At 40.6% G+C, this 17,123-nt stretch carries 10 protein-coding genes and 2 pseudogenes; all 12 read left to right on the top strand.

What is annotated here, in order from left to right; translation table 11 throughout:
• Nucleotides 1-7 precede the first annotated feature (7 nt).
• The 12 genes and pseudogenes from AT575_RS04545 (at nucleotide 8) to lplA (ending at nucleotide 16,882) form a co-directional block, all read left to right on the top strand.
• Nucleotides 8-876: pseudogene (locus AT575_RS04545) on the top strand (ABC transporter permease).
• On the top strand, nucleotides 873-1,631 hold the full coding sequence (locus AT575_RS04540; RefSeq protein WP_102777356.1) for an ABC transporter ATP-binding protein: 759 nt from the start codon (nucleotides 873-875) through the stop codon (nucleotides 1,629-1,631). Before AT575_RS04545 ends, AT575_RS04540 begins: the two are co-directional and overlap by 4 nt.
• 181 nt (nucleotides 1,632-1,812) lie before the next feature.
• Entirely contained in the window at nucleotides 1,813-3,474 is a 1,662-nt protein-coding gene (locus AT575_RS04535) for a ribonuclease J (RefSeq protein WP_102777355.1), read from the top strand.
• Between the two features lie 137 nt (nucleotides 3,475-3,611).
• Nucleotides 3,612-4,397 carry an alpha/beta hydrolase gene (locus tag AT575_RS04530; RefSeq protein ID WP_102777354.1) on the top strand — a complete coding sequence of 262 codons (786 nt, stop codon included), beginning with the start codon at nucleotides 3,612-3,614 and terminating at the stop codon, nucleotides 4,395-4,397.
• Nucleotides 4,398-4,411: 14 nt separating this feature from the next.
• Nucleotides 4,412-5,134, top strand: coding sequence for a matrixin family metalloprotease (locus AT575_RS04525; RefSeq protein WP_102777353.1), 723 nt, complete (start codon nucleotides 4,412-4,414; stop codon nucleotides 5,132-5,134).
• 60 nt (nucleotides 5,135-5,194) lie between these two features.
• Nucleotides 5,195-7,105, top strand: coding sequence for an ABC-F family ATP-binding cassette domain-containing protein (locus tag AT575_RS04520; RefSeq protein WP_102777390.1), 1,911 nt, complete (start codon nucleotides 5,195-5,197; stop codon nucleotides 7,103-7,105).
• A 220-nt stretch (nucleotides 7,106-7,325) separates the two neighbouring features.
• A complete protein-coding gene (locus tag AT575_RS04515) occupies nucleotides 7,326-8,294 on the top strand; it encodes a thiamine pyrophosphate-dependent dehydrogenase E1 component subunit alpha (RefSeq protein ID WP_071792928.1) in 969 nt (322 codons plus the stop codon).
• Nucleotides 8,295-8,355: 61 nt separating this feature from the next.
• Nucleotides 8,356-9,354: an alpha-ketoacid dehydrogenase subunit beta gene (locus tag AT575_RS04510; RefSeq protein ID WP_102777352.1), complete on the top strand. Its 999-nt coding sequence runs from the start codon at nucleotides 8,356-8,358 to the stop codon at nucleotides 9,352-9,354.
• Between the two features lie 113 nt (nucleotides 9,355-9,467).
• Nucleotides 9,468-10,886 carry a dihydrolipoamide acetyltransferase gene (locus tag AT575_RS04505; protein WP_102777351.1) on the top strand — a complete coding sequence of 473 codons (1,419 nt, stop codon included), beginning with the start codon at nucleotides 9,468-9,470 and terminating at the stop codon, nucleotides 10,884-10,886.
• A 103-nt stretch (nucleotides 10,887-10,989) separates the two neighbouring features.
• Complete coding sequence (gene lpdA / locus AT575_RS04500; RefSeq protein WP_102777350.1) at nucleotides 10,990-12,744, top strand: dihydrolipoyl dehydrogenase; 1,755 nt, start codon at nucleotides 10,990-10,992, stop codon at nucleotides 12,742-12,744.
• Between the two features lie 127 nt (nucleotides 12,745-12,871).
• Nucleotides 12,872-15,635 (top strand): annotated as a pseudogene (locus tag AT575_RS04495) (cation-translocating P-type ATPase).
• Nucleotides 15,636-15,892: 257 nt separating this feature from the next.
• Nucleotides 15,893-16,882, top strand: a complete 990-nt coding sequence (gene lplA / locus AT575_RS04490) for a lipoate--protein ligase (protein WP_102777349.1) — start codon at nucleotides 15,893-15,895, stop codon at nucleotides 16,880-16,882.
• Nucleotides 16,883-17,123 lie beyond the last annotated feature (241 nt).

Here is a 17,123-nt window from a genome sequence, read left to right as displayed (position 1 = left end):
GGTCATTATGATTATTTCATCTGTTTCACAAGGTCTCATGTGGGCTATCCTAGGTTTAGGAATCTATTTGACCTTCAGAATTTTAAATTTCCCTGATATGACCACGGAGGGTTCTTTCCCACTTGGCGGAGCTGTTGCCGTGACGGCTATCAATTTGGGGCTTAATCCCTTTTTAGCCACCTTTTTAGGAATGATGGCAGGAGCACTAGCTGGGCTAGCGACAGGTCTTCTTTATACAAAGGGTAAGATTCCAACTATCTTAGCAGGTATTCTGGTCATGACCTCTTGTAATTCCATAATGTTAATGGTGATGGGGCGGGCCAATCTTGGCTTGCAGGATTTAAAAAGACTGCAAGATTACCTCCCTTTTGCGCCACATGTTAATAACCTCTTGCTAGGTTTCTTGGCTGTGACTATTATAATCAGTCTTTTGATTTACTTCCTCTATACTGATTTGGGTCAAGCTTACATTGCGACTGGTGATAACCGTGATATGGCGAAAAGTTTTGGCATTAATACGGATCGCATGGAGTTAATGGGACTAGTAGTTTCTAATGGACTTATTGGTCTTTCTGGGGCATTAGTTAGTCAACAAGATGCTATGCCGATGTTTCTAAAGGAATTGGTGTTATTGTTATCGGGCTTGCCTCAATCATTATTGGTGAAGTCTTATATTCTATCAATTTAACCCTTTTTGAGCGGCTAGTGGCCATCGTCGTGGGTTCTATCTTGTACCAATTTCTGATTGCTGCCGTTATTGCTTTAGGCTTCAATACCAACTACTTGAAACTCTTTAGTGCACTTGTCCTTGCCATGTGCTTAGTCTTGCCAGTTTTGCGCAAGCGATTCTTTAAGGAAGTGAGGTTATCACGATGACTAAAATAATTGAATTAATCAATGCCTCAGTAGTCGTTAACAATGGTTTTGATGACCATAAAACGATTTTGGATGATGTTTCTCTCACCATTTATGAACATGACTTCATTACGATCTTGGGTGGTAACGGTGCTGGAAAATCAACCCTTTTCAATGTCATTGCTGGAAACTTACTTCTAAGCAGTGGTCAGATTAAGATTCTAGGTGTCGACGTGACCAAAATGGGTGCTGAGCGTCGGGCCAAGTACTTAGCTCGGGTTTTCCAGGATCCCAAAATGGGGACAGCCCCTCGGATGACGGTTGCGGAAAACCTCTTGATTGCGGAAAAACGGGGGGACAAACGTCAGCTGAAACGCCGTTCCCTTAACGAACGCCAGCAACATTTCACGGAACTTTTAGCAAAAACGGGCAATGGCTTGGAAAAACATTTGGAAACACCAACGGGCCTCTTGTCTGGTGGACAACGACAGGCACTAAGTCTTTTGATGGCAACCCTTAAACGGCCTGATCTCTTGCTTTTGGATGAACACACGGCAGCTCTGGATCCCAAAACTTCTCAGTCTCTAATGATCTTAACGGACACTTTCGTTCGTGAGGACCAACTGACAGCCTTGATGATTACCCACCATATGGAAGACGCCTTAACCTACGGCAATCGCCTGATTGTGATGAAGGACGGCAAAATTGTCAAAGACTTGGATGGGGCCAGCAAATCGCAACTTAGTATTGCTGATTATTACCTCTTATTTGAATAGAAGGATAAGGTCTGAATTTTTTCAGCCTTTTTTTTTGGAAAATTGTGGCTCTAAGAGGTTGAGAGATAAGACGAACAGCCAAAAATATGCTATACTTATATGGAGTGTAGCAGAGCTACAAAGCAGTAATTCGACTTACAAAGTAAGGACCGTTTGTAATAAATTAATTTAAAGGAGTAACATGAGTGATATAAAAATTATCGCCTTGGGAGGAGTTCGTGAATATGGTAAGAACTTCTACTTGGTCGAAGTCAACGAATCAATGTTTATTTTGGATGCAGGATTAAAATATCCTGAAAATGAACAATTAGGGGTCGATTTAGTCATCCCCAACTTGGATTATGTGATTGAAAATAAAGAGAAGGTTCAAGGGGTTTTCCTTAGCCATGGACACGCCGATGCCATTGGTGCCTTATCTTATCTCTTGGCAGAAGTACCAGTACCAGTCTTTGGGTCAGAATTGACCATTGAATTGGCTAAACTCTATGTCAAAATGAACAATGCCACTAAGAAATTTAACAATTTCCATGTGGTTGATAGTGAAACCGAAATTGAATTTAAAGATGGACTGATTTCTTTCTTTAAAACAACCCACTCCATTCCTGAAAGTTTAGGAATTGTGATTGGGACTGACCAAGGTAATATTGTCTATACTGGTGATTTCAAATTTGACCAGGCAGCTCGTCCAGGCTACCAAACTGATTTAGCCCGTTTGGCAGAAATTGGTAAAGAAGGCACTTTAGCCTTGCTTTCAGCTTCAGCAAATGCCACTTCAGTAGTGCAAACCGCTTCTGAGTCAGAAGTTGGCGAAGAGATGAATCAAGTCATTGGCGATGCCGAAGGTCGCGTTATCGTAGCAGCCGTTGCTTCCAACTTGGTTCGGATTCAACAAGTCTTTGATTCAGCCGCAGCTTTTGGTCGTCGTGTTGTCTTAACGGGAAGCGACGTTGAAAACGTTGTTCGGACAGCCATTCGTCTGAAAAAATTAATGATTATTGATGAAAAATTATTAATTAAACCAAAAGATATGGCTAAGTATGAAGACCATGAGTTGATCATTTTAGAAGCTGGTAAAATGGGTGAACCCATTAACAGCTTGCAAAAAATGGCAGCGGGCCGTCACCGTTATGTGGAAATCAAAAAAGGTGACTTGGTCTATATAGTAACCACACCAAATGTTTCGAAAGAAGCAATGGTGGCGCGTGTTGAAAACTTGATCTACAAAGCAGGCGCAAGTGTAAAATTGATTACTCAAAACCTTCGCGTTTCAGGTCATGCTAATGGTCGTGATTTACAATTGATGCTCAATTTGATCAAACCTAAATACCTCTTCCCAGTTCAAGGGGAATACCGTGATTTAGCAGCACATGCAGACTTAGCGGAAGAAGTAGGTCTTTACCCAGAAAATATCTACATCATGAAACGTGGCGATATTATGATCCTCAATCCAGAAGGTTTCTTACATGAAGGTGGGGTTCCTGCCTCTGATGTCATGATTGATGGTAATGCGATTGGTGATGTTGGTAATATCGTTCTTCGTGACCGTAAGGTCTTATCTGAAGATGGTATTTTCATTGTTGTCATCACAGTTAATAAACGTGAGAAGAAGATTGTTTCAAAAGCTAAAGTCAATACTCGTGGTTTTGTCTATGTTAAGAAGAGCCGTGATATTTTACGCGAAAGCGCTGAGTTAGTGAATGAGACAGTTGGCAACTACCTGCTTCAAGATAATTTTGATTGGGGGGAACTAAAAGGTTCTGTCCGCGATGAACTTTCAAAATTCTTGTTCGAACAAACCAAACGTCGCCCAGCCATTCTTCCAGTAGTCATGGAAGTCCGTTAAGTTTCATTTAAGAGGCTTGTTATACTATTAAATAGTAGAACTATTAAAGTAATTGACAAACAGGCAGCGGGAAGGCTGCGATTCTTCATAATCGCTCTTCTCGCTCTTTTTTACCACTAGAAAGAGAAGGAAGTTTTATGGCAACTTTAAATATTGAATACCGTTCAGAAGTTTTGGGCATGGAGCGTCAAGTCAATGTTATTTATCCCGACCAGTCATCTTTGGCTAAGGTGGAGCAGGGCGACACCGATATTCCTGTTTTATATTTACTGCATGGGATGGGTGGCAATGAGAATTCTTGGCAAAAACGGACCAACATTGAGCGCCTTATCAGACATACTAATCTGATTGTTGTTATGCCTTCAACAGATTTAGGATGGTACACAGACACGGCTTCTGGTCTTCCTTATTACCAAGCGCTAGCCCTGGAATTGCCTGAGGTGTTGCGCAGCTTTTTCCCAAATATGACCAAAAAACGTGAAAAAACCTTTATCGCTGGCCTTTCGATGGGTGGCTATGGCGCCTTCAAATTGGCTCTTAAAACCAACCGTTTTTCCTATGCTGCCTCATTCTCCGGCGCTTTGACCACACCGACTAATGGCTTTGATGATATGGATCCTAATACCATGAGATATTGGCAGGGTATTTTCGGGGATTTCCAGACAACTGAAATTGAGCAACATCAACTACGGTCAATGGTCCCTGAGGCTGATGGTCAGACGAAATTCTATGCTTGGTGCGGTTTTGAAGATTTTCTTTTTGAGGCTAATGAATCAGCAGTGGCAGAGTTCAAGGATTTAGGCATGGATATCATCTATAAGAAAGATCATGGGACTCACGAATGGTATTATTGGAATCAACAATTGGAAGTGCTGCTAGACTGGCTGCCAATCAATTATGTTAAGGAAGAAAGACTTTCTTAATTAAGGAGTTATAAATGAAAAAATTTTTTAAAGCCTTACTTTGGCTGCCAACCAAAATCTTAGAGTTGATTTGGCGCATTATTTGGGGCTTTGTTCAAACCATCCTGGTTTTGGCCATCATTATTTTTGGATTGATTTATTATTCTAATCATAGTGATTCAGCCTTTGCCAATCAGATTTCTAATGTCAGCAATCAAATTGTGACGATTTATAATCTTTGGAAAAATTCAGAATCACATTCTGAAAAGAATAGCCAGGCTTTAGCATCTGACAATTACCAGCATAGCCATGGTATTAAATGGTCAAAGGATGAAGCAACTGTCTTCATCAAAACCACTAATCCCATTTTTCTAAATGCTTATCAAGCAGCCATTAATAATTGGAATCAGACCGGTGCCTTTCACTTTACTGTTGTCAATGATAGCAGTAAAGCAGATATCATCGCTGATGAATCCAATGACAAAAGTGTCAGCGCAGCAGGCTTAGCTAATGTTGAGAGCCAGACTCTAACCAAAAAGATTACCAGTGCCAAAGTCTATTTAAATGGCTATTATCTCTTGGATAAACAATATGGTTATGGCACAGACCGAATTGTCCACACGGCTGAACATGAGTTAGGCCATGCGGTGGGCTTAGACCACAATGATAATGAGGAATCGGTTATGCAGTCGGCAGGCTCTTTCTATGGCATTACTGCCACTGATGTAAAAGCTGCTAAGGACTTGTATCAAAACTAAGCGGAAAGAAATATGGCAAAAATGTTCCTATCAGGGGCATTTTTTTGCTACAATGACAGTATGATTATTTTACAAGCTAATAAAATAGAACGCTCCTTTTCAGGGCAGGTTCTTTTTCAAAATATTAATTTACAAATCGACCAAAGAGACCGGATTGCCTTAGTTGGTCCCAATGGGGCAGGTAAATCAACCCTTTTAAAAATCTTAGTCGGTGAAGAAGCGCCAACCAGTGGCGAAATCAACAAGAAAAAAGACATGAGTCTCTCCTATTTAGCTCAGGATAGCCGTTTTGAGTCCTCAAAAACCATTTACGAGGAAATGTTAGCTGTCTTCGCTGATCTGCGTCAGGACGAAGCTAAATTGCGCCAAATGGAAATGGAAATGGGCCAACTAACTGGTCAAGACTTAGAAAAGCTCATGAAAACTTACGACCAATTAACAGAGTCTTTCCGTCTCCGTAATGGTTTTTCCTATGAATCAGATATTAAAGCTATCCTCAACGGCTTTAAGTTTGACGAATCGATGTGGACCATGCCTATTGAATCCCTTTCAGGAGGACAAAATACCCGTTTAGCCTTGGCTAAGATGCTCTTAGAGAGACCTGATTTGTTGGTACTGGATGAGCCAACTAACCACTTGGATATTGAAACCATAGCCTGGTTAGAAAATTACCTGACCAATTATCAAGGCGCCCTTTTAATTGTCAGCCATGACCGTTATTTCTTAGATAAAGTAGCCACTGTAACCTTTGATCTACGCCCTAATGGTATTGACCGTTATGTGGGCAACTATTCACAGTTTGTTGACTTAAAGGCAGTCAAAATTGCCAGTGAAGAAAAGAACTATGAAAAGCAACAAAAAGAGATTGCTAAGTTAGAAGATTTTGTCCAAAAAAATATTGTTAGAGCCTCAACTACTAAACGGGCCCAAGCAAGACGCAAACAATTGGCTAAAATAGAGCGACTGGATAAACCGACCGCCTCTAAAAAATCCGCTAATATGACCTTCCAATCTGAAAAGCCTTCCGGCAATCAGGTCTTAATGGTTGAAGAAGCGGCCATTGGTTACGACAATGAGGTGCTATCAGAACCCATTGAAATGGAAGTCAAAAAATATGATGCCATCGCCATTGTCGGACCCAACGGAATTGGAAAATCAACGCTTATCAAATCCATCATTCAACAAATTCCCTTCATCAAAGGTCAAGTCAAATATGGTGCCAATGTGACCATGGGTTATTATGACCAAACCCAATCACGCTTATCACCAAGCAATACTGTTTTGGATGAATTGTGGAACGACTTTCCGACCACGCCTGAATTGGATATCAGAAACCGACTAGGTGCCTTTCTCTTTTCTGGCGAAGATGTCAAAAAGACAGTTGGAATGCTCTCAGGTGGTGAGCGGGCCCGTTTGCTTTTGGCCAAACTCTCAATGGAAAACAATAACTTCTTGATTCTGGATGAGCCGACCAACCACTTGGACATCGACAGTAAAGAAGTATTGGAAAATGCCCTCATTGATTATGATGGGACCTTAGTCTTCGTTAGTCATGACCGTTATTTTATCAATCGCGTAGCTTCTAAGGTATTAGAAATTACAGAGACCGGGTCTAGCCTTTTCTTGGGCGACTACGATTATTATGTTGAGAAAAAAGCTGAGCTGGCAGAATTAGCGGCCCTAACGCAACCTGAAGAAGAGAGCCAGCAAGACCAGCTTGAAAGTGCCAACGATTACCAAAAGCAAAAAGAAAACCAAAAAGAAGTCCGCAAGTTGACACGCCGTTTGCAAGAAGTGGAAGCACGCTTAGAGGAAATCGAAGCATCGCAGGCCGCTATAAATGAAAAAATGTTTCAAATAAATGATCCAAGTCAATTGATTGATAGTCAAAAAGAATTGGATCAGTTAGAAGAAGAACAAATGATGCTGATGGAAGAATGGGAAGAAATTGGTACACAACTTGACATCTAATTGTCATAAAGTCTCAGAAATTGGATTGCGAAAGCAATCCTCTTTTTTAATCTGTTATATATTATGGGGTATAAAAGTGTAACAGATATTGTTAGTCGTTTCACAAACTATAAACTGGCGCAAAATGCTTATTTTTAAGCGTAGAAAGCGGTTTAAAAACTTGCATCTTATCACAAAATAGGTTAATATGGATGAGTAAAATGAAAAAATGGAGGCCAAAATGGTAACAGTTTCTAAAGAACAACATTTGGATATGTTTTTAAAAATGGAACGTATCCGTGAATTTGATTCACGTATTAACAAACTTGTACGTCGTGGATTTGTACAAGGTATGACTCACTTCTCAGTAGGTGAAGAAGCGGCCAATGTTGGTGCAGTAGCACATTTAACCTATGATGATATTATTTTCTCAAATCACCGTGGACATGGACAATCAATCGCTAAAGATATGGACCTTAACAAAATGATGGCTGAGTTAGCTGGTAAAGCTACTGGTGTCTCAAAAGGTCGTGGTGGTTCAATGCACTTAGCTGACTTTGAAAAAGGTAACTACGGAACTAACGGTATCGTTGGTGGTGGCTATGCACTTGCAGTTGGTGCAGCCTTAACACAACAATATAAAGGAACTAACAACATCGTTGTTGCCTTCTCTGGAGACGGTGCAACTAACGAAGGTTCTTTCCATGAGTCTGTTAACATGGCAGCAACTTGGAAATTACCAGTTATCTTCTTTATCATCAACAACCGTTATGGTATTTCAATGAGCATTAACAATGCGACAAACACTCCTCACTTGTACACGCGTGCAGAAGCTTATGGAATCCCTGGTTTCTATTGTGAAGACGGAAATGATTTAATGGCTGTTTATGAAACAATGGATGAAGCTGTTAAACATGTACGTGGTGGAAACGGACCTGCAATCGTTGAAGTGGAATCATACCGTTGGTTCGGTCACTCAACAGCAGATGCTGGTAAATACCGTTCTAAAGAAGAAGTTGCTTCTTGGAAAGAAAAAGATCCAATGATCAAATACAGAGCTTACCTTACTAAAGAAGGTATCGCTACTGACGAAGAGTTGGATGCTATTCAAGCACAAGTCGTTAAAGAAATTGATGATGCTTATGAATATGCTCAAAATAGTCCAGACCCTGAGCTTTCAGTTGCTTTTGAAGACATTTGGGTAGACTAAGTTCGGATTTAGCCGTAAACGTTTAAACTAACAAAAATACGATTAAAACTAGGAGTAAATAATGAGTGAAACAAAATTAATGGCTTTGCGTGAAGCCGTAAATCTTGCCATGACTGAAGAAATGCGCAAGGATGAAAATATCTACCTTATGGGTGAAGATGTTGGTGTCTATGGTGGTGACTTTGGTACATCAGTAGGAATGATTGAAGAATTTGGACCAAAACGTGTTAAAGATACGCCAATTTCTGAAGCTGCTATCTCTGGTGCTGCTATCGGTTCTGCCATCACAGGTCTACGTCCAATTGTTGACGTAACTTTCATGGACTTCCTTACAATCATGATGGATGCTATCGTTAACAACGGTGCTAAAAATAACTACATGTTTGGTGGCGGTCTTAAAACACCGGTTACTTTCCGTGTGGCTTCAGGTTCTGGTATCGGTTCAGCAGCTCAACACTCGCAATCACTTGAAGCTTGGATGACACATATTCCAGGAATTAAAGTTGTTGCACCAGGAAACGCTAACGATGCTAAAGGTCTTTTGAAATCTGCAATCCAAGATAATAATATTGTTATCTTCATGGAGCCAAAAGCGCTTTATGGTAAAAAAGAAGAAGTTAACCAAGACCCTGATTTCTATATTCCACTTGGAAAAGGTGAAATCAAACGTGAAGGTACTGATCTAACAATCGTTTCTTACGGTCGTATGTTAGAGCGTGTTCTGCAAGCTGCTGAAGAAGTTGCAGAAGAAGGAATCAATGTTGAAGTTCTTGACCCTCGTACTTTAGTTCCCCTTGATAAAGAATTGATTATTGAATCAGTTAAGAAAACTGGTAAAGTAATGCTTGTCAATGACGCATACAAAACTGGTGGTTACACAGGTGAAATCGCAACGATGATTACTGAAAGCGAAGCATTTGATTATCTTGATCATCCAATTGTTCGTTTAGCAAGTGAAGATGTGCCAGTTCCTTACGCACGTGTCTTAGAACAAGCTATCTTACCAGATGTTGAAAAAATCAAAGCTGCTATTATCAAAATGGCAAAAAAAGGTAACTAATAGATAAAGAATGAAGTCTCAACTCTGAGGCTTCCTTCCGTCTATTCCGTGATAAAAATATCTGACCATTATGGCCCTGTTATTTTTAGAAAAGTGAAATCGAAAGGAAAATTATGGCTGTCGAAATCATTATGCCAAAACTCGGTGTTGATATGCAAGAAGGCGAAATCATCGAGTGGAAAAAACAAGTCGGTGATACCGTCAACGAAGGCGATATTCTTCTTGAAATCAATTCTGACAAAACAAACATGGAAATCGAAGCAGAAGATGCTGGTGTTCTCTTGAAAATTGTTCGTCAAGAAGGTGATGTTGTTCCAGTAACAGAAGTTATTGGTTACATCGGAGCTGAAGGCGAAAATGTTGATAACATTGCTTCAAGCGAAAAAACAACAGAAATTCCTGCTCCAAATTCTGCAGATGCTGCTCCAACAGTAGCACCAAAAGAAGATGTTGAACGTCCTGCAACTCCAGTTCCAGCTACAGCGGCTGCACCTCAAGGTGACGATTCTTCTGTCCGCGCGACACCTGCTGCTCGTAAAATGGCTCGTGAAATGGGCGTCAGCTTAGGACAAGTACCTGGTACGGGTCCAAAAGGCCGTGTTCATGCCGAAGACGTTGAGAACTTCAAGAATGCCCAACCTAAAGCATCACCATTGGCACGTAAAATGGCTGAAGATGCTGGTCTTGATATAGCTGCTGTAAATGGCAGTGGCTTCAATGGCAAGGTTATGAAAGAAGACATTCTTGCGGCTATCGAAGCAAGCAAACCTGCTCAAGCACCTGCTGCCAAATCAGCTGAAGCTGAAAAACCAAAAGCTGAATTACCTGAAGGTGTTGAAATCATCAAGATGTCAGCTATGCGTAAAGCAATCTCTAAAGGTATGACGAACTCATACTTAACAGCTCCGTCATTCACACTTAACTATGATATTGACATGACAGAGATGATGGCTCTTCGTAAGAAATTAATCGATCCAATCATGGAAAAAACTGGTCTTAAAGTATCCTTTACTGACCTTATCGGTATGGCTGTTGTTAAAACATTGATGAAACCAGAACACCGTTACATGAATGCTTCATTAATCAACGACGCAACTGAAATCGAATTGCATAAATTCGTTAACATCGGTATCGCCGTTGGTCTTGACGATGGACTGATCGTACCAGTTGTTCACAATGCAGATCAAATGACCCTTGCTGACTTTGTTGTTGCATCTAAAGATGTCATCAAGAAAACACAGGCTGGTAAATTGAAAGCAGCTGAAATGTCTGGTTCAACATTCTCAATCACTAACCTTGGTATGTTTGGAACAAAAACATTTAACCCAATCATCAACCAACCAAACTCAGCAATCTTAGGTGTCGGCGCAACTATTCCAACACCAACAGTTGTTAATGGTGAAATTGTGGCTCGTCCAATCATGGCAATGTGCTTAACCATTGACCACCGTCTTGTTGATGGTATGAATGGTGCTAAATTCATGGTTGATCTTAAGAACTTAATGGAAAATCCATTTGGTCTATTAATCTGATCTAGAGCAACAAATAATCAGTAAGTTTTATAAATAAGAGTTATAATAGAATTAGTTCATAAGTTAGAAATCTGCTTATGGTAAAGTTAAAAAGGAGAATATAATGGCTGTTGAAATTATTATGCCTAAACTTGGTGTTGACATGCAAGAAGGTGAAATCATCGAGTGGAAAAAACAAGAAGGTGAAACTGTAAACGTTGGTGACATCCTTCTTGAAATCAATTCAGATAAAACAAGCATGGAAATCGAAGCTGAAGACGCTGGTGTCCTCATCAAAATCGTTCGCCAAGCTGGTGATGTTGTTCCTGTAACTGAAGTTATTGGTTACTTAGGTGCAGAAGGTGAAGTGGTTGAAGAAGGTGCAGCTCCTGCATCTGCTGAAAAAGCAACTGCTGACTTAGAAGCAGCTGGTCTTGAAGTTCCTAAAGCTCCAGAAGCGGCAGCAGCTCCAAAAGCTGACAAAGCGCCACTTGCTGATGACGAATATGATATTATCGTTGTTGGTGGTGGACCAGCTGGTTACTACGCTGCTATCCGTGGTGCACAACTTGGCGGAAAAATCGCTATTGTTGAAAAATCTGAATTTGGTGGAACATGTCTAAACGTCGGCTGTATCCCAACAAAAACTTACCTTAAAAATGCTGAAATCCTAGATGGTATCAAACATGCAGCAGGTCGTGGTATTAATCTTGCTTCAACCAACTATACTATCGACATGGATAAAACAGTAGACTTCAAAAACACTGTTGTTAAGAAATTGACAAGTGGTGTATCTGGCCTTCTTCGTGCTAACAAAGTTAAAATGTACAATGGTCTTGCTCAAGTTAACCCTGATAAGACAGTTACAATTGGTTCAGAAACAATCAAAGGACGCAATGTTATCCTTGCGACTGGATCTAAAGTTTCACGTATCAACATCCCAGGTATTGATTCTAAATTAGTATTAACTTCAGATGATATCTTAGACTTACGTGAAATGCCTAAATCACTTGCAGTTATGGGTGGTGGTGTTGTTGGTATCGAGCTTGGTCTTGTTTGGGCATCTTACGGTGTTGACGTAACCGTTATTGAAATGGCTGACCGCATCATCCCTGCAATGGATAAAGAAATCTCAACTGAACTTCAAAAAATCCTTTCTAAAAAAGGTATGAAGATCAAAACATCAGTTGGTGTATCTGAAATTGTTGAAGAAAACAACCAATTAACATTGAAATTAAACAATGGTGAAGAAGTTGTTGCTGAAAAAGCTCTTCTTTCAATCGGTCGTGTACCACAAATGAATGGACTTGAAAACCTTAACCTTGAAATGGATCGTAACCGTATCAAAGTTAACGAATACCAAGAAACTTCAATCCCAGGTATCTACGCTCCTGGTGATGTTAACGGAACTAAAATGCTTGCCCACGCTGCTTACCGTATGGGTGAAGTTGCAGCTGAAAATGCAATGCATGGAAACGTTCGTAAAGCTAACCTTGAATTCACTCCAGCAGCAGTTTACACTCACCCTGAAGTGGCAATGGTTGGTATGACAGAAGAAGATGCTCGTGCTAAATACGGTGATGTTCTTATCGGTAAAAACAGCTTTACAGGTAACGGACGTGCCATCGCTTCTAACGAAGACCAAGGTTTCGTAAAAGTTATCGCTGATGCTAAATTCCACGAAATCCTCGGTGTTCACATCGTTGGACCTGCTGCCGCTGAAATGATCAACGAAGCAGCAACAATCATGGAAGCAGAATTAACAGTTGATGAATTGTTACTTTCAATCCACGGTCACCCAACATTCTCAGAAGTTATGTACGAAGCATTCGCTGATGTATTAGGTGAAGCTATCCATAACCCACCAAAACGCAAATAAGAAGATCTTATTAAAATGAAATAATCAAAAAAGTTTAGGATTTCCTAAACTTTTTTGTTCTCTTTTTTTCAATTAAGAGTATAATATAATCATAAAATGTAAACGTTTCGAAAGCGAGGGTTTGATCATGAAAAATTGGAATAATGGGAACTTAGAAGAAGTCCACCAAGCAGATGAACAAGGCCTTTACGACCTCTTAGAAACAAGCCAAGAAGGCTTGAGCAATCAAGAAGCACTTGCCCGCCAAGCCAAGATTGGTAAGAACATTTTAGCTGCCGAAAAGAAAGAGTCTCTTTTTGTCACTTTTATTAAGAATTTTACTGGCCTCATGGCAATCCTCTTATGGGTTGCAGGGGCTATTGCCATTTTCTCACATAGTCCGGAACTGGGCATAGCCATTTGGATGGTTAATGTGATCAACGGACTTTTTAGCTTTGTCCAGGAACATCGGGCTAGTCAGGCGACCGAAGCCCTCAAACGGATGTTGCCCTCCTATTGTCGTGTCATCAGAGATGGACAAGAAAGTAAACTCTTAGCCGAGGACTTGGTAATTGGTGACCTGGTCCTAATTGAAGAAGGAGATAAAATCTCAGCCGATGGACGACTTCTTCAAAGTAATGACTTAAAAGTTAACCAATCAGCTCTAACGGGTGAATCCAATCCCATAGAAAAATCAGAAGCCGCTGATTTTGATTCTAATAAAACATCATTAGAATTTGATAATATGGTCTTTGCCGGAACCAGTGTTTCAGCCGGATCTGGTAAATTTATCGTAACTGCCATAGCTATGGCTACTGAATTTGGTCAAATTGCCCACCTTACCCAAGAAATGCAGGAAGAAAAGAGTCCTTTACAAAAAGAATTAGACCTTTTGACAAAACAAATCTCCTTAATAGCTGTATCAATCGGACTTTTCTTCCTCATTTCTTCAATGTTCTTAGTTAGCCAACCCTTCGCCCAAGCCTTTATCTTTGCCCTAGGTATGATTGTGGCCTTTATTCCAGAAGGGCTTTTACCGACAGTTACTTTATCTCTTGCTATGGCCGTTCAAAGAATGGCTAAGGAACATGCCTTGGTTAAGAAACTGTCTTCAGTGGAAACCTTAGGGGCCACCTCAGTCATTTGTTCCGATAAAACAGGGACACTAACCCAAAATGAAATGACCGTCAACCATCTTTGGACCACAGGTCGTCAAATTGATGTTACTGGTCTCGGCTATGATAGTCACGGCGAACTGCAAGAAGAAGGTGAACCCATTAAGCCAGAGTCAGACCAACTACTGACTAACTTAATGACTTATGCTTACCTTTGCTCAAATGCCAAAGTCCTTGCCCCCAATGCTGAAAATGCTAACTACACTGTCCTTGGTGACCCCACCGAAGCCTGCCTCAATGTCCTTGCTGAAAAGGCTGGCTTCCAACTGGATGCTCTCCAAAAAGCCAACCCAAGACTGAGGGAATTTCCCTTCGATTCCGTTCGTAAGCGGATGACCACCCTCCACCAATCAGCTGAGCAGGATAAATTATTCACCGTTACCAAAGGAGCTCCCAAAGAGATCTTAGAAAAAGCTGCTTTTTATTGTGATGAATATGGTGTCCATCCCATGACAGACGCTTATTTCCAAGCCAGTCTAGCTGCCAATGACCAATTCGCTCAAGAGGGGCTCCGCGTCTTAGCAATTGCTTACCGAGACTGGCCAGCAGAGACTGACAAGCATTCACTGTCCCTGCAAGATGTGGAAGAGGAACTAATTTTTATCGGATTAATCTCCATGAGTGACCCACCGCGTCAAGGGGTTATTGAGGCCATTGAAAAATGCCATAAGGCCTCTATCCGCATCATTATGGTAACTGGAGATTACGGCATCACCGCCTTGAGTATTGCCAAAAAAATTGGTATCGTTAAAGGCGACCAAGCCCGTGTGATTTCAGGTTCAGAACTGGCTCATCTCTCCGATCAAGAGCTTAAAGAAGCCTTGCAAGGTGAAGTGGTCTTTGCTCGGGTGGCACCTGAACAGAAATTCCGAGTGGTTAAAAGCTTGCAAGAAATGGGCGAAGTGGTGGCTGTTACAGGTGATGGGGTCAATGATGCCCCAGCCTTGAAAAAAGCTGATATCGGGGTTGCCATGGGCATTACCGGTACCGATGTGGCCAAAGAATCTGCCGATATGATTTTGACTGACGATAACTTTTCATCTATTGTTCATGCGGTTGAAGAAGGTCGGGCTGTTTACCGCAACATTCAAAAATTTTTGTCCTACATTATTACCTCCAATGGGCCAGAAGCAGTCCCATCAGCCTTCTTCCTCTTCTCCAAAGGTTTTATTCCCCTTCCTCTAACCGTTATGCAAATCTTGACCATTGACTTGGGAACAGATATGTTACCGGCTTTGGGGCTTGGTATCGAGCCACCAGTTGAAGGAGTCATGGATAAACCACCTCGGTTAATCACCGACCGGCTACTGGATCGCAGCTTGATCATCAAAGCCTTTTGCTGGTATGGTCTGCTGGAATCATTGATTGCCATGCTGGGATTCTTCTTTGTCTATTACCTAGACAAGGCCATCTCAATCATTTCGTCAATCACGGTCTCCTATACCACCAAGCGACAACCATTACTCTAGGAGCTATTATCTTTGCTCAAATGGGCATGGTTATGATTGCCAGGCAGATGGACAATCAATTTTTAGTCTTAAATTCTTCGCCAACCGGCTCATCAATTCAGGTATTATCCTGGAAATAATCCTCTTCCTATGCTTGACCTATCTGCCATTTTTACATGGTATCTTTAACACAGCCCCATTAGCACCAATTCATTGGCTCTATCTGTTAACTTGTCCATTCCTGATGATGGCTATGGAAGAGACTCGCTTAAGGTTGAAGAAGAAATAAAAAGTTTGTAGAGATAACATTTTTAGATATTCTAAGACTAGAAATGAAAAATTCTCAAGATTACAATACAGCATGAAAAAAGACTGCATTCAAAAATTGCCAGTTTAACCAATTTTTGGTCTATTATTAAAACTTATAGCAGACAAAGAAAAAACAAGCCTAAGGTCAGCTCTATTAAAGAGCCAAAGGCTTGTTTTTTAGGGGTTTTTGGCTTAAAATAGAGACTGTAATCAAACGTAAAAAAACAGGAGAAAAAAATGAAATACATTGTTAACAAAAGTAACAACCCAGCTTATAACATTGCCTTAGAAGCATACGCTTTCAGAGAATTACTTTCAGAAGATGAAATCTTCATTTTGTGGATCAATGAGCCAGCCATCATCATTGGTAAACACCAAAATACAATCCAAGAGATTAACAAAGAATATACTGATGAGCACGGTATCCACGTGGTACGCCGTCTTTCTGGAGGTGGGGCTGTTTACCATGACCTCAACAACCTTAACTACACCATCATTTCTAACAAATCAGCTGAGGGTGCCTTTGATTTCAAAACTTTCTCACAACCTGTTATTGAAACGCTAGCTGATCTTGGGGTAAAAGCAGAATTTACAGGTCGTAACGACTTGGAAATCAATGGTAAAAAGTTCTGTGGGAATGCGCAAGCCTATTACAAAGGCCGTATGATGCACCACGGCTGTCTCCTCTTCGATGTTGACATGACAGTGCTGGGCGATGCCCTTAAAGTCAGCAAGGATAAAATCGAATCTAAAGGGATTAAATCAGTGCGTGCTCGCGTAACCAACATCCTTAACGAGTTGCCAGAAAAAATCACGGTTAACGAATTCTCAGATAAAATCTTAGAGAAAATGAAAGAAACTTACCCAGATATGACTGAGTACGTGCTTTCTGAAGATGAATTGGCGAAAATCCAAAAATCTGCTGACGAGCAATTTGGAAGCTGGGACTGGACATATGGCAAAGCTCCTGAATATACCATCGAACGCAATGTTCGTTATTCAGCAGGTAAAATCAATACCTTTGCTAATGTTGAAAATTCTATCATCAAAAACATCAAAATTTACGGAGATTTCTTCGGAATTAAAGATGTGCAAGACATTGAACAAATCCTTATTGGCTCTAAATACGACTATAAAGATGTTCTTGAAAAATTACAAGGCATCGACACAGCTCAATACTTCTCAGGCATGACTGTAGAAGAAATTACTAAAGCAATTGTTGCTTAAATATTAAATAAAGCCTTGAAATCATTTGATTTCGGGGCTTTATTGTTAAAATACTTTTTTGAGTGCTTGGGACGGCAGCGACTCCTTTCAGGATTCTATGCCTAAATTTAAGAGGAGTCTGGGACAAAAGTCTACACGACTATAACAAAAAAGCAACGGTTTTTGCCGTTGCTTTTTGCATGGTTGCGATAGTCTTGATAAAATAGAATTGTCTAAAAACACTTTAGAAAGGCTACCTCAT

This window comes from Streptococcus penaeicida (assembly GCF_002887775.1).
Lineage (GTDB): Bacteria > Bacillota > Bacilli > Lactobacillales > Streptococcaceae > Streptococcus > Streptococcus penaeicida.
This window is presented reverse-complemented; position numbering and strand designations above follow the sequence as displayed.